We start from the raw sequence: 15,972 nt of genomic DNA on the forward strand, positions 1-15,972 counted from the left end.
AGAACAATAATATGATTATTACATATTTGTTACTTCTCATAACAAAAGTTCCTTATTTATCCTCGTGCCGTCAGCCAAAACTCATTATATTTAGGAGTTCCAGCATAGCAAATTTACTGTCCACCACCATTATTCCAAAGTTCCGATAATTTCTTGGCTGCACACCAATAAAGCATGAAAAAGAGCCTAAAAAAAGCTATCAAAAGGAATAAACCTTCTGATAGCTTTACTTTACTTTACTTCACGTTAAAATCATATGTTTTATAGGCGTCATAGCTCTTAGATGAATTTTCATCTTTCACATGCACGACCAGTTGATAATTTCCGCTTTCCTCTGGCACCCAGTTCATCGTTGAAGCCTTACTATAATCACCAAGCTTCAGCCACGTTTTCTTATTCTTATCATATACCCAGAATTTATATAACAAAGAATTTGAACCTGATGCCGCAGCCGTGATTTCTATATTTTGTCCTACCGCACCATCCTGGAGTGGTGTTGTCACGATTTCTTGCACTTTAATTCCTTCATTCTCAAGTACCTTGAAATTCAACACTTTGTAGTCATCATACGGACGATTTGATTTGGCATCTTTCACATGTACAACCAGTTCAAATTCACCAGCAGCTGATGGGGTCCAATTTACTTGATTGTTATCATTGTACTCCTGCAGCTTCGTCCATTCGCCCGTTTTCACATCTTTCAACCAGAATTTATATTGAGCATTCGTATCCGCTGACGCATCCGCTACAATCGTAACAGGGCTTCCGACTGCTGCTTGAGCAGAAGGTGTCGTCATAAATGAGTTAATCGTTGCCACAGGGAGTTTAGCTGCCCCGTAGTTTAATACTTTGTAAGAATCATAACTCTTTGAAGAGTTTTGATCTTTCACATGTACGATCAGCTGATAATCTCCCGGTTTTTCAGGGCTCCAGGAAGCTTTATTGTCCTGGGAATATTCTTTAAGCTTGACCCATTCGTTTGTTGTTGTATTATAACTCCAGAATTTGTATAGAAGGATAGTCCCTCCACTGGCATTCGCAGTTATATTCACTGGATAGTCAGTATCATCCACTGAAATGCTTTCTGCTTTTACTTTGTCTGGCTCTGCCACTGTAATCGTTTTTTCTACCTTATAATCATATTGTGCAGATCCAGGCGCTTTAACTAGAACAGTAACCTTTACCTCACCAGTCGCTGCCGGTGTCCAGGACCACGTATTGGATGAAACATACTCTCCAGTTCCGTCGTTCATATTCGCTGACATCAACGTGCTTTCTTTAGCGGAACTTTCTACAAGATATTTGTATTGAGCACCTTCGAATACATTTTCTACTTCAATATTGATTGGGAGCCCTACTACATTTTTATCTTCAGGTGTGATTTTCAAGTCCATATTTCGTTCGAAAACGTTAACTGTAAGCAACCTGTAATCATCATAACTGTTTGTAGAGTTCGTATTTTTGACATGTACCAGGAATTCATGCGTTCCTTTGTTTTCAGGCGTCCATTTTAAAGTAGGATCACTTGAATAATTCTGTAATCTTACCCAGCTGTCATTCTCCCTGATAAAGTATTTGTACAAATAGTTACCACTGTCATTCATGGATGTGGTAATTTCTACATCATCAAACGCTTCTACTTTATCGCTGTTCAATTTCATAGTAACATTCGATTCTGCAATATTCACTTTTTGTTTGCTGTATACGTCATACGCTTTTGTGGAACCTTCTTTTTTGGCATGGACAATCAGGTCCACATTCCCTGAAAGATTTGGAATCCACTTCACTTCTCCATCGGTATAATCACTAATCATATGCCAGTTTACCCCGTCGTAAGCCCAGTACTTATAAAGATAGTTTTCTCCGTTTCGGCTCTCTGCTTTCAGTGTAGTATTGACACCTTCTTTAAGCGATCCCGAAAGTGGTAAGTGAATTGGGTTTTGAGACACAGTTACTTTATTCTGATCGTATTCATCGTAACTGTTTGACGAACTTTCATCTTTCATGTGAACGACAAAATTGTATTCTCCACCCGAAGGAGGAGCCCATTTAACTGAGGTGGCTCGTGAATAATTACTTATCAATTCCCATTTGCCATCATACTGTACCCAATATTTAAATAACTTATTTTGTGTGTTACTTGAACTAATGCTAAGGGTGTAATCTTGATTACTATAACCGTTTTCAGCAACGCTTAATTTCACAGGTTTCTCTTTAACCGTTACGTTGAATGTATAGTAATCATCGTAAGAGCTAGAAGAGGAACTATTTTTCGCATGGACAACAAACTCGTACTTCCCTGCTTTACTCGGTGTCCATTTGAAACTGCTGCTATTCGAATACTCTTGGAGTTTCTTCCATTCTCCATTCTCTCTTATCCAATATTTATATAATGGAGAGTCGCTTTGCTTCGTAATTGTATTAAACGTAATCGGTGAATCTACTTCGAAATTATTTGAGCTTGAAACTTCTACATTGGTAATATCCAGTTTTCTTAACCCAAATGAATCAATGACGGCATCTGCAATTTTCTTGGCGGACTTTTCCTGAAAGGCCGGGTCAGTGAGTTTCAACACTTCTATCGGATTGGAAACAAATCCTGCTTCAACTAATACAGAAGGCATTTTTGTCCATCTTACTACGTAAAAAATATTATCTTTTACACCAGTAGACGTATATTTCCTGTTCAGCCCCAAAGAAGCCAGATTATCTGTAATATTCAGAGCAAGTTCCGAACTTTTAGTTGCCTGTGGTGTAGGCGTGGAGTCGTATACATGAACATCATTAATATCTACTGACTTTGTCACACCATTTTCTTTATAGAAAATGTGGGTGCTTGACCCTACTTTCCTTTCGTCTACATAAGGATAGATCTTCCCATTGTATATTACATAGTTCCCTGACTTATCAAGAGCCGGGCGGTAAGAGCTGTAATGTGCACTTACTCCATTCACGACTGAACTGTAAGAAGAATCATGGTGAATACTTAAGAATAAGTCTACATTTCTATCATTTGCCATTTGTGCTCTCTCAGCCAAACTTAAATATTCGTCTGAGGTTCTTGTCATGTATACATTTCCCACATAAGGAGAAAGATACTTTTTGACTTTTGAGGCCAATTGTAAATTCAATACTTTTTCATACGTATCAGGTACCGTATTATAATTGATCGCTCCCGGATCACTTCCACCGTGTCCAGGATCGATCATTACGTTAAATCCATTCGCTCGTGCTTCATTTGTCGATACCAGTAAAACAATCATAAGGGAAACAAGACTGGCAATAAAACCTATAAAACTTTTCTTCACTTAATATCCTCCTAAAAAAACTCACTCTAGTTGATGTTCTTACTTCACCCAGTACTCTTTTGCTTCATAAACATCATAACTTTTCGTTGAATTCGCTCTCTTCACATGCACAATCAGCTGATAATTGCCTGCTTCCGACGCTTTCCATTGGACCTGGTTGTTGGATGCATAGTCCTGCACTTTCAACCATGTACCCTTATCTTTGTTGTACACCCAGAACTTGTACTGTAAGTCCGCTCCTGTGGCACTCGCCTGCATCGTCACTGTGTTACCAGTTGTCGTTCCAGCTGCCGGTGTCAGATTGAAGCTGCTGATTTCCACCTTTTCTGACTGGGTTACCTTATAGTCCTTTGCCTGGTATGCATCATAGCTTTTGGTTGAATTCGCGCTCTTCACATGAACAACCAGCTGATAATTGCCTGCTTCCGACGCTTTCCATTGGACCTGGCTGTTGGATGCATAGTCCTGCACTTTCAGCCATGTACCCTTATCTTTGTTGTACACCCAGAACTTGTATTGTAAGTTGTCCGCTCCTGTGGCACTCGCCTGCATCGTCACTGTGTTACCGGTTGTCGTTCCAGTTGCCGGTGTCAGATTGAAGCTGCTGATTTCCACCTTTTCAGGCTGGGATACCTTATAGTCCTTTGCCTGATATGCATCATAGCTCTTGGTTGAATTCGCGCTCTTCACATGTACAACCAGCTGATAGTTGCCTGCTTCCGATGCTTGCCATTGAACCTGGCTGTTAGATGCATAGTCCTGCACTTTCAACCATGTACCCTTATCTTTGTTGTACACCCAGAACTTGTATTGTAAGTTGTCCGCTCCTGTGGCACTCGCCTGCATCGTCACTGTGTTACCGGTTGTCGTTCCAGTTGCCGGTGTCAGATTGAAGCTGCTGATTTCCACCTTTTCAGGCTGGGATACTTTATAGTCCTTTGCCTGATATGCATCATAGCTCTTGGTTGAATTCGCGCTCTTCACATGTACAACCAGCTGATAGTTGCCTGCTTCCGATGCTTGCCATTGAACCTGGCTATTAGAGGAGTAGTCCTGAACTTTCAACCATGTACCCTTATCTTTGTTGTACACCCAGAACTTGTATTGTAAGTTGTCCGCTCCTGTGGCACTCGCCTGCATCGTCACTGTGTTACCGGTTGTCGTTCCAGTTGCCGGTGTCAAATTGAAGCTGCTGATTTCCACTTTTTCAGGCGGGGTTACCTTATAGTCCTTTGCCTGGTATGCGTCATAGCTCTTGGTTGAATTCGCGCTCTTCACATGAACAACCAGCTGATAGTTGCCCGCTTCCTGTGCCTTCCATTGGATCTGATTATTGGCTGAATAGTCCTGCACCATTAACCATGTTCCTTTGTCTTTGTTGTACACCCAGAATTTATATTGCAAGTCATTTCCGCCGCTTGCTTGTGCGCTCATCGTTACTTGATTCCCCGTTGAAGTAGTAGTTTCCGGTGAAAGATTAAATTGATCTATCACAACTTTTTCAGAATCGCTGATAACATAGTTTAATGTTTTATAAGAATCATAAGCATTAACGGAGTATCGATCTTTCACATGTACATTTAAAGTATATTCGCCAGCTTCTTTAGGGGCCCAATTAACATAATCCTGAGTAGAATAGTTTCTTAATACCTTCCATTCAGAGCCTTCTTTCACCCAGAATTTATACAACTTTTCATGTCCCCCTGTAGCACTTCCGCTTACTTTGATAGAAGCACCTTTTTCTTGAGGACTTGTTTTATCGACAAAAATTTCAGCATTCGAGACTTTAGCAGGTATATATTGAGTCTTCATAATTTCTGTACCGACGTAATAATGCTTTACTATTTCATCATAGGTCTTGCCGAAGTTAGCAGCCATATTTTGCGCACCATGCTGACTCATCCCGACACTATGACCGAATCCACTTCCGGTAATCATCAAATTGGTTTGCTTATCTTCAACTTTATTGATATTGATGCTTTTAAATATACTTGTTCCAAACATTGTACGGAATTTAGTCATTGGGAACGTAAATTCTCGTTTATATCTGGCTACCTCTCCGTTTGACATCCTGATTTCATTTGTCAAACTATTCTTCAGCATGTAAGTTATCGTCACTTTACCTTTCAGGTATTCATCAGGAGAGATATTCGTGTGGACTAAGTCAAGGCCGTTGACTTCTACAATTTTCAGGTCATAATTAGTAAACCCATAATCGTCTTCGTAGGGAGCTGTCGTTAATGCCCCCGATACGTTACTTCCAAAAGTAGTTTTTTCAGTCACCTGATCGAACCAATTGCTTGGTTTTGTTAAATCATATGGTGTTAAATCAATTTGTTCCTTCTCTAAAGAAAAATTCCAGGAGTTATATGGATTACCATTAAAACGGTCATAAGGATCTTCTTTTGTTGTCAAATACGCATGATAGTCATTGTCAGTATTCCAATAATTTGTATTAGAGAGCATTTGACCGCCATTAGAGGAAGAGTAGAGTGCAGAAATCCACCTTCCCCCATTATATGTAATGACCTCTGCTCTTGTTTGCTCTACTGCTTTTCTTGAATTGTTGTAAACATCACCAAAAGGTATTCCAGCATAGACTTGTGAACCTTGAGTATCTGTTATAATTCTGCCAGGTTCGTCAACATAGCTCATCGCGTAAGTCCTTGCCGCTAAAGTTTGAGCTTTTAATGCTTCGATATGCCACGTAGGATACATTTCAAATCCTACAACACCCTTTATGTAGTCTTCTATAAATAAAGTATTATAGGGTCTCACATATTTTCCGCTCTCCACCGTAAATTTCATTTCGCCAAGATACGATAAAGATCGATCATATTTTTTTGACTCTGCTATTGTAATATATGTTTGATTATTGTAATCTTCGGGTACTAGATTTATAGTATCAACATATTCCTTAATCAGAGTACTGTTTTTATAGAGTAGTAGTTTGTTATTTACAGATTTTAACTTGTATGATTCATTGGAATCTATTTTATATCCATCTGATTCAATTGTGTAACTGCCAGAAGCTTCGAAATTAATGGTGGACAAACTGCCCAGATGATTGGATAGTTTGACCGTGATAAGGCCAGGACCGCTTGCACTGGTGCCACTTGGTACAATCAAAAAGAGTGCCATTGCGAAAACGAAAATCAAGGCCCCCTTTACCTTTCTTACATATTCCATTTGTTACCCTCCTAGTTTTTTACTTTTCATGACTTTTATCGACAAGAATTCCAATACTTTTTAGCTTCCAGTTATACTTCTATTATTTACCAATGTCGTTTTTTGCCTCTTTTACACATTTTTTCTCCTTCCTAATAATAATACAATCATTTCAAATATGTAACCTTTTTTACGTTATTCCCATAAATAGTAAAAAACCCCAAACTCGTAAGTTTAGGGTTCTTGGGATGGTTCTATATCATAGACATTGACTTCTTTCGCATAATATTCATAAACCGATTGAATACTGGATGCTTTAGAAGCAGTAATATCTTTTGTTGGGATTTTATAAGAAATAATTTTCACATCGGAATTCATCATTTGTTTAAGATTAATTAGTGCTGATGAATAGAAAGAAACGATATATTTCGGAATAGTATCACTGTATATGAGTTTATGCTCTACACATGTATTATTTCTATCTATATTAAATCCTAATTCTTCTATTTCTTGTAATTTGGACCCGTCTTCTGCTCTATGCGGAATATAAACCAAAGGAAGATTCGGCAGGTTTTCCTTTATTGTTTTTAGATATTCCAAATACTTTTGATTCCCTGATATTACATTCTTTTCTGGGAGCGGGGTACCTAACAAACAAATTTTGTCCTCTACCTTTTTCTCTTTACTAATTGTCTTATGGAAGTGATAGTCATTCTTATGCACTTCTATTTCATCAGTAGAGGGTAAATCATACACTGTAAAAAGCTGAATATGCTCTGGATGTTCTTTTTTAGGGGCATGACCGGAATAAGCAACTTTTTTTACCATACTTTTCGTTTTATCGGCTTTGCTGGAATCTTTCAGGAACTCATTCCTGGATTTCTCATCCACTAAACTTTTATAAGTGTTTAATGTAGCAGCTCCATCATCGATAATGATTAGTTGATTGTAATCTACCGTTGCAGCGAAATCCCTCATTAAATCAGATCGATAATCCCCTATAAACAAACGATTGATTGATTGTGATTTTTTAGCAAGCTTTTTAAGGCCCAGCATCCGTGTAAACCAGCTGATTTTGCCTTTCCCTGAACCAACCACCCTGACATTCGGCCATAGTTCAGGCTCAATCATATTTTTCATTTGTTCAAGGGTTTCCGGAATTTCACCGTTTTGTAGAAGGAGCCATGTATCTTCTTTTTTTATTTTGTAATATGATTGTGCTTCAATTGCATTTAAGAGCTGTAAAGGTGATTCAATTAAAAAAACGTTCATATAATTTATCTCCTTACTTTAGTTGAAACTTTTAAGCCTCATCTTCATTCAGAAGCAGCAGGATCAGCTTTTTACAAAGTTCTTGATAATCTGTATCACCTTTTCTTGGTCTTCAATCGACATACTGGATCCAGACGGTAGACAAATGCCTTTTAAAAACAAGCTTTCACTTACATCTTTGTCTCCAGCAGTAACATAATCATATTCTTTAAAGATTGGTTGGAGGTGCATCGGTTTCCATACTGGGCGCGCCTCAATGTTATGACCCTCTAATTCACTTATAATTTCATGTGGTGTCTTCCCTGCTTGGTCAACATCGATAGTAAATACTGATAACCACCTTGTGGAATAATATCCAGCCGGCTCAGGCATTGGATAGATTCCTTCAATATCAGTGAATCCTTCTACATATCGTTCAAATATCTCTCTTCTGATTTTAACTCTGTCATCGAGAGCATTTAATTGAGCAATTCCAACCCCTGCAAGAATATTACTTAACCGATAATTGTAACCAACATGACTATGTTCATAATGAACAGCTTTATCACGTGCCTGTGTTGCAAGGAACTTTGCCTTCTCCATTAAAGCGGGGTCATCTGAAACCATCATGCCTCCACCAGATGTTGTGATAATTTTATTACCGTTGAAAGAGAATACACTTATCTTTCCAAAACTACCGCTTTTTCTATTTTTATACGAGGCTCCCAATGACTCTGCTGAATCTTCAATGATCGGAACACCGTAGTGATTACATATTTCAGTTAATTCATCCATGTTAGCACTTTGACCATATAGATCCACAATCATCACCGCTTTAGGACGCTTACCTAAACCTTCATATTTGTCAAAGGCTCTCCTCAAAGCTACTGGGCACATATTCCATGTTTCTTCTTCCGAGTCAATAAAGACGGGGGTTGCCCCTTGATATTTAATAGGGTTTGCACTGGCGGCAAATGTTAATGAAGAACAAAATACGATATCCCCTTGCTTCACTTCTAATAGTTCCAATGCCAAGTGTAAACCTGCAGTTCCTGAACTTACTGCAGCGGCGCTTTCAACACCTACATATTTTGCGATATTAGCTTCAAATTCATTTACATTAGGTCCCAAAGGAGCAATCCAATTTGTTTCAAACGCTTTATTTATGTAATCCAACTCATTACCCGTCATGTGAGGCGGAGATAAAAATATACGATCCATCGTCAATCCCCTTTCAATTTGTTAAAGGCTTGGCTGGTGTCCCGACAACTTTTAAGCCATCATCAATATGGTTGATGACCGTCGCCCCGGCACCTACTGTAACTTCATTTCCAATCGTAATGCTTTGGATAGAACAAGCTCCTATCCCTATATGAGTAAGGTTTCCGACCCTCACATTCCCTGCAAGGTTTACTCCTGGAGAAATATGAACATAATCTCCTATTGTACACTCGTGATCAATCGTAGCTGAGGTATTGACTATTGAGTGCTTTCCAATGGCAGCATCACAGTTAATCACTGCACCGGGCATCACTACCGTACCCTCTTCTATTGTTACATTTCTGCCAATCAATGCAGAAGGGTCTATCGCTTTCCCGTAAGGAATGGAAAGATCAGAAAACATGTTATCAATTTTTTCGCGAACAAAATTGTTTCCAATTGAAATGATAAACTTAGCATTCACATGTTTCTGCATGATCTCTGGAATATCAGATACCTTCCCTAAAATATCAAATCCCTCAAATGATGATTTGATATTATCATCAACAAATCCTATAATTTCTTCATTACTCCTTAAAAGAACATCGATTATTACTTTAGCGTGTCCACCGGCACCGATTAAAATATTCATACATCAACCCTCAATATGCAATAATCTTATTAATCAGTTTGTTCTTTTCTATTTGAGATAAAACGTTCATTATTCTGCTTACTGACTTTCCATCACCGTAAACATTTGTGATATTGATAAGCTGCTTCTTGTACTCATTGGTAGAGATGAAGGTGAGTGCTTCCTCGATCTCCTTCTTATTCTCTTCGACATTAATAACATTAGCAGATTGTTCCCTGCCTCTTTGTCTAATCCCAATATTGATTACGGCCTTGTTAAAAGAAGCGGCTTCGATGATACCAGAAGAAGAGTTTCCGATCATCGCCTTAGAACCTTTTAAAATCGCTAAATATTCCATAGGGGAAAAATTGGTAACATAATGAAATTTATGATAATCACTGAACTCTTCATATGCTTCATTAATGACTTGATTCCCTGCATCAGAATTAGGTTTGATGATAACCACATCTTCGCCTGTATTTTTTAGTGCTTCAAGGCATAGGCGAACCTGATCTTTTAAGTCCATCAGTTCAGTTGTTACTGGATGATAAACAAATAAATAATACTCGTTCACTCCAAGTAATTCATACTGATTTTTGACTTCTTGAAGATCAGGTAACTGGCTGCTTACTATTGTATCGATTCTGGGAGCACCTACTCTATGAATACGCCATGGGTCTTCCCCCATTTTCATAATTCTTTCAGCGCTTTTTTCTGTGGCGGGAAAATGCAAGTGAGATAGTTTTGTTATCGCATGGCGTACCGATTCATCAATAGATCCAGAAACTTCTCCACCATGTATATGAGCAACTGGTATATTTAAATGCGAGGCCGCTATAGAGGCTGCCAGCATTTCCCCTCTATCACCAAGCACCACTACTACATCCGGTTCGTCTTCTTCTAATATATTTGTCATTCCCAATATGCCTAACCCCACAGATTTAGCCATATTGGCCTCGGTAGATCCCTGCAAGAGATTGTCGACTCTTCCCGCAACCTTGAATCCATCTTTCATTATTTGATCTATTGTATTCCCGTAGAAGGGGGACAAATGCATCCCGGTTACAATCACTTTTAACTCAAACTGATCATGCTTGTCCAAAGCGCTGAGCAAAGGGAAATAAATACCGTAATCTGCTCTGGTCCCAGTTACGACGTGAACTGTTATCTTATTCATCATAATATTTCATCCCAAGTGATTGTTCTATCTTCTTTAATGGCATTCTTGGCTTTACGGCCTAATAATAATGGCATAAATTTAGGTTCAATCCCGTCTCCCGGACGCTTTATTCCAATGTTTTCTTCAGTGAATGTATCACCTGGTTCAATATTCTTCAAAGCAATTAAGCTTTTTCTTGCAACCTTCTTTGTTGGCTCCTCAGAAGGCATACATTTTTTTATTCCATCGCCCAGAGCAGCCTCAACATGACGAACAGATTTTATAAGATCCTTTAAATCTTTTGGTTCTAAAGAAGCTTTATGATCAGGACCCGGCAGCTCTTGGTCCAAGGTGAAATGACGCTCAATAATTTTGGCACCGAGAGTCACGGCACTAATGGAGACTTCGTTTCCTAGAGTATGATCGGAATATCCAGTAATTTTATTAAAGCTTTGCTTTAATGTATCCATTGCTTTTAAGTTTACATCTTCATAGGGTGCCGGATAATTAGACGTACAATGCAATATTGACACTTGGGACTGACTAAGGGCATCCAGAGCCTCTTCCACTTCAGCCATATTTGCCATTCCAGTTGATAAAATCACCGGTATTCCAAGTTCATTGATACTTTGTAAGAAAGGAATATTGTTTAGGTCCCCAGAACCTATCTTGATTGCATGTACTCCTATTTCTTTTAAGAATCTGGCGCTTTCATCATCAAAAGGTGTAGAAATAAATTCTATGCCCTTCCGTTCACAATAATCTTTTAACATTCTAAAGTCTTCAAAATCCAGTTCCAATTCTTTAAGCATTTCATATTGAGAAGATTGTTTTTTTAAATTATTTATTTGATACTCCGCTTGTTCAGCTTGTTTTGAAACCAGGTTTTCCGCTTTAAAAGTTTGAAATTTCACAGCATCTGCGCCGCATTCCACTGCCACATCGATTAATTCTTTGGCAAGATTTACATCTCCATTATGATTCACACCAACTTCTGCAATAATATAAGCAGGTGAAGTTTCTTCGATGGTAGTTTTCCCTATTTTAAACAAAACGTTCATCTCCCGTATTCATTTCTTTCAGGATTGCTTCTGCTGTCAAAAAATCATATTTATCATCTATGTCAATTGAAGCTTCTTTGTGCATTACATATGGAATCACTCTATCCTTATAAATCAATCCATGTTCAATAAGGAAGTCCCTGCTTGTAATATAAATTGCACCATTAAGCTGATATACCGTTTCCAAATCTTGTCTCCTCAAATGGTTATTGGCTGTATCATCATAAGGGACAAGGTTATTGCCGCTGATTTTTCTCAAGTAGTATGGGTGACTTTCTGATTCACACACACTTACAACAGGTGTCTGTTCATTAGCCAAGTATAGTTCGATTGCTTGATTCAATTGAGCTGTGGTCCTTAAAGGCGATGTAGGCTGCAGTAAAATAACATTGGCTACCCTTTTGCCTGTTTCTTCTTCAAATTTCTTAACCGCGTGAATTAAAACATCTATGCTTGAAGCCGTATCAGATGATAATTCGGCTGGCCTGATAAAAGGAACTTCTGCTCCAGATTTCCTCGACACTTCCGCTATTTCAAGAGAATCGGTAGATACTAACGTATGATCTACAAGAGTTGACTGTTGAGCACATTCAATCGTATATGAGATCAAGGGTTTCCCAGCCAGAGGGAGAATGTTCTTGTTTCTTAATCCTTTTGAACCGCCTCTTGCCGGAATAATCGCTAAATTAATCATTCCTATCAACCTTAGAAAATAATAGGTCCTCACTACTTAACAAATCTTTGATCTCTTGTTTAGTCAGAACTTTAGCGGTTAACGAAGAATATGCTTTATTTTCTGTTTTCACAAAGCCCTTTGGTGCATCCAAATTATGTTTTAAGTGAGAGTTGATTACATACATTTGATCATTTTCAAATGCTCTTTCAGATTCTTCAACCGTCATTAACTCTTCATACAGTTTTTCACCTGGTCTTATACCCACTTCTTCAATGTTCAATGTATCTCTTGTAGTTGTATATTTAGTGTTAAAATCATCAATTAACACCTCTGCCAAATCTTTAATCAATAATACCGGCATTTTCAGCACAAATGTCTCTCCGCCTATTGCATTTTTACCAGCATCCAAAACCAATCGGGCTGCTTGAGGAATGGACATCATAAAGCGTGTCATTCTTTCATCTGTTAATGTGAGTGGACGATTTTCCTCAATTTGAGATTTAAATAAAGGAATGACCGATCCCCTTGAACCCATTACATTCCCGAAGCGGACGCATGAAAATATCGTTCTTGAAGAACCTTTATAATATTCAGCTGCAGAAATCAATCGTTCTGACAGCAGTTTAGTTGCTCCCATTGTGTTCATAGGGTTTACCACTTTATCCGTGCTTATCGCCACCACTTTTTCAACATTTTGATCGATCGCTGCTTCAATGATATTTTGAACACCCAACACATTTGTTTTTACAGCTTCAAACGGATTATACTCACACGCTGGTACATGCTTCAGTGCAGCTGCATGAAATATAATATCTATATCCTTCACTGCATATTCTAAACGTTCCTTATCTCTAATATCCCCGATAAGAAAACGAATATTATCATACTCGCTTAATTCTTGCTGTAAAAAATACTGTTTGGATTCGTCTCTGCTGAATATACGAATGACTGAAGGATTATACCTCAATAACTGTCTTACAATTTCGCTTCCGATTGAACCTGTACCGCCTGTAACTAGAATCTTTTTACCTTCAAACACTTAGGTGCCTCCTCATAAGTAAACTTATTTTTTTTTCTTAAATCCAGCCAGTATGCCACTTCCATACTTTTCTAGAATCAATACGATAACCACGTTTAATACTACAGCAAAAATCCTTGAGAACTTCGGAAAATCCAATGATCCCATACCAACCAAATAGACACACACTGTAAAACTCCAAAGAACAAATAAGTTGGAAGAAAAGTGTATATCTACGAACTTAGAAATAAACATAAATACAGCCAGGACTGCAAGAGTGATTAATGTTCCAAGTACGATTCCGTAGATGACAGTGAAATCCCCTGCAAAGAAAGTTGGCTGACTTCCTTCAGGATAACCGTACACGAAATAGAAAACCTGCTGGTTAATCTTATCGAAATCAAAATCAAAATCTCTAAAAATGAGCTCAAAGCGAGCAATCAATCCAGCTCCCTGTGTAACAAAAAACCTTCTGATCCCGGAAGCAATTGCCCCACCCGAAATAATCATATACGCAGTAAAGGCAAACGTTAGCATTGCCGCAAGCTTAAGGTTTATTTTTAGCTTAAATATAAATACCCATACAAAAATGAAAAAATATACCAGTACCCCTTTATTGCCTCCTAACAAAAGCAAAAAGCTCAGCAGTACAAATAATCCCCATTTTAGTTTGTTCGATTTTATTTTATCAAAGTAATAAAGGTACATCGCTGGTAAAATAAAATGGATAAAGGTGGAAAACGTATAATATAAAGGGATAGCTCCGGACATATCCGGTCTCTCTATCATTGTGAATTTAGTCATTAAATGAACTAAAGGGAAATGCGGTAGATATAACAGTATATACCCAAATATAACGGCGGAAACAGCTCCGATATAGATGTTTACTAATTTGTTATTTGAAAGATCATTAAAATTGGGCTTGCTTAAAAAACCGGACCCAGCCTTATTTTTTCCTATTACAAATAGTGTCATCATCACAAAAAAGAAGATAGAATACCCTTGATAAAAATTAAAGGTACTCTCACTAAAAGCCTTATATGCCCTTCCATTAAAGATAACATAATAAACAGCAGGACCATAAAAGCTGTTTATTAGTATGAAATATAGAATGGCCAGAGATTTTCTATGTTCTGAATACTTAAATACTACAAATAGTAGTAATGCTAGTGATACTGTAAGCAGTCCAAATAAGAAGTAATACATACTAACACCTATCCATTCATTCTTTTATTTTTTATCCTGAAAAACCATGGCATTGGGTAAACTTTAGCTGATAATAACCACATTGCAATAAAAGCCACTAAAAAGGATATAGTGGTAGCTTGCGCTGCTCCGATTGGACCAAACCAAGAAATGAAATAATAATTTAGGATGATATTGATAGGAACAGCTATTAGCAATACCCAAAAGTTATATTTGGTTTTCTTTGCATAATGAACATAGTTTGTCATCATTTTATACATTCCATTAAGAGCATATCCAATCGCGATCCAGATCACAAAGATACTTGCCCCTTGATATTGTTCACTCACATAGTATTTAAGAATAAACGGTGATAGGAGCCCCAACAAAACTGCAGCAAGTATAAGAAAACCAAAGTAAAGATAAGTAAATCGAACAATCTTCAGCTTTTCTGATACAGATTCTTTTTTCAAGCGATCAAACAACCAAGGCACCCACGCCTTATTAAAACCATTAATAAAAATCATAAGAATCATGGATATTTGATAACCGATTGTATATAATCCCACTGCTTCCAAACCTACCATGTTCTTGATAAATAACCTATCAAGCATGTTGATAAGAACCATCCCGATAGCCACAGGAATCAACGGAATACCAAAATCAAGGGCTCCCTTAATATAAGGAATGTGAATAGTATGCTCTATAAACTTTCCTTTAAATAATATGATGAAGCCTATGATTCCATAAATGATATAAGAAAGGGAGAAACCAAGAGCAGCTCCTTCCCAGCCACCATTTAATACTACAACAAAGATAATTGATAATAAACCGTTAATAAGCGATTGAGTAATAAGGAATATTCCATATTTAATCGCCATAGACTGAACTTGAAAAATCACAAGGACAACTTGGAATACAAACTGGCTTATGGATACTACAACAGCCAGTGCAATCCATTCAAATGTTAAATCTGTCAGTGAATATACCAAATCTTGTGCCACAAACGAAACGATGAGGAGCACCGCACCACTAATTGCTAATATATACAAGCAATTTGTTACGTAGTTAGGAAAGTTGATTTTATCTCTATCAAAGTACTGCCTTGTAATCGCACCATTAATACTCAAACCTGCAATTGGACCAAGAAGAAGCAGGGTAAGCTGAAACATAGAGAATATTCCGTACTCCACAGTTCCCATATTCCTTGTGAAAATAGGAATTAACAAAAAAGGAATTGCCGCGTTTAATATCGTTGAGAACAGGTAAATGGATGCAGATTTAAAAAGTCTATTGAACATTGTACCACCAGTTT

At 37.8% G+C, this 15,972-nt stretch carries 11 protein-coding genes; all 11 read right to left on the reverse strand.

Going from position 1 to position 15,972, the window contains the following annotated elements; genetic code table 11:
• Positions 1 to 236: 236 nt before the first annotated feature.
• Positions 237 to 3,308 carry a triple tyrosine motif-containing protein gene (locus ACUXV2_RS18360; RefSeq protein WP_446244589.1) on the reverse strand — a complete coding sequence of 1,024 codons (3,072 nt, stop codon included), beginning with the start codon at positions 3,306 to 3,308 and terminating at the stop codon, positions 237 to 239.
• A 39-nt stretch (positions 3,309 to 3,347) separates the two neighbouring features.
• The gene (locus ACUXV2_RS18365; RefSeq protein WP_446244590.1) at positions 3,348 to 6,497 is read right to left on the reverse strand and encodes a SpoIID/LytB domain-containing protein; all 3,150 of its coding nucleotides are present in this window, start codon (positions 6,495 to 6,497) and stop codon (positions 3,348 to 3,350) included.
• Positions 6,498 to 6,710: 213 nt separating this feature from the next.
• Entirely contained in the window at positions 6,711 to 7,748 is a 1,038-nt protein-coding gene (locus tag ACUXV2_RS18370) for a hypothetical protein (protein WP_446244591.1), read from the reverse strand.
• Positions 7,749 to 7,811: 63 nt separating this feature from the next.
• The gene (locus tag ACUXV2_RS18375) at positions 7,812 to 8,954 is read right to left on the reverse strand and encodes a DegT/DnrJ/EryC1/StrS family aminotransferase (protein ID WP_446244592.1); all 1,143 of its coding nucleotides are present in this window, start codon (positions 8,952 to 8,954) and stop codon (positions 7,812 to 7,814) included.
• 7 nt (positions 8,955 to 8,961) lie between these two features.
• Positions 8,962 to 9,579, reverse strand: a complete 618-nt coding sequence (locus ACUXV2_RS18380; RefSeq protein ID WP_446244593.1) for an acetyltransferase — start codon at positions 9,577 to 9,579, stop codon at positions 8,962 to 8,964.
• Between the two features lie 10 nt (positions 9,580 to 9,589).
• Positions 9,590 to 10,738 (reverse strand): UDP-N-acetylglucosamine 2-epimerase, encoded by a 1,149-nt coding sequence (gene neuC / locus ACUXV2_RS18385; protein ID WP_446244594.1) that lies wholly within the window; start codon positions 10,736 to 10,738, stop codon positions 9,590 to 9,592.
• On the reverse strand, positions 10,735 to 11,769 hold the full coding sequence (neuB, locus tag ACUXV2_RS18390) for an N-acetylneuraminate synthase (protein WP_446244595.1): 1,035 nt from the start codon (positions 11,767 to 11,769) through the stop codon (positions 10,735 to 10,737). The genes neuC and neuB overlap by 4 nt, the downstream gene beginning before the upstream one ends.
• Positions 11,762 to 12,472, reverse strand: coding sequence for an acylneuraminate cytidylyltransferase family protein (locus tag ACUXV2_RS18395; RefSeq protein WP_446244596.1), 711 nt, complete (start codon positions 12,470 to 12,472; stop codon positions 11,762 to 11,764). Before ACUXV2_RS18395 ends, neuB begins: the two co-directional genes overlap by 8 nt.
• Entirely contained in the window at positions 12,465 to 13,493 is a 1,029-nt protein-coding gene (locus tag ACUXV2_RS18400) for a UDP-N-acetylglucosamine 4,6-dehydratase family protein (RefSeq protein ID WP_446244597.1), read from the reverse strand. The genes ACUXV2_RS18395 and ACUXV2_RS18400 overlap by 8 nt, the downstream gene beginning before the upstream one ends.
• 24 nt (positions 13,494 to 13,517) lie before the next feature.
• On the reverse strand, positions 13,518 to 14,678 hold the full coding sequence (locus ACUXV2_RS18405; RefSeq protein WP_446244598.1) for a hypothetical protein: 1,161 nt from the start codon (positions 14,676 to 14,678) through the stop codon (positions 13,518 to 13,520).
• A gap of 8 nt (positions 14,679 to 14,686) precedes the next feature.
• Positions 14,687 to 15,958 (reverse strand): lipopolysaccharide biosynthesis protein, encoded by a 1,272-nt coding sequence (locus ACUXV2_RS18410; protein WP_446244599.1) that lies wholly within the window; start codon positions 15,956 to 15,958, stop codon positions 14,687 to 14,689.
• Between the last annotated feature and the right edge of the window lie 14 nt (positions 15,959 to 15,972).

The sequence above is a fragment of the Rossellomorea sp. NS-SX7 genome (assembly GCF_052828565.1).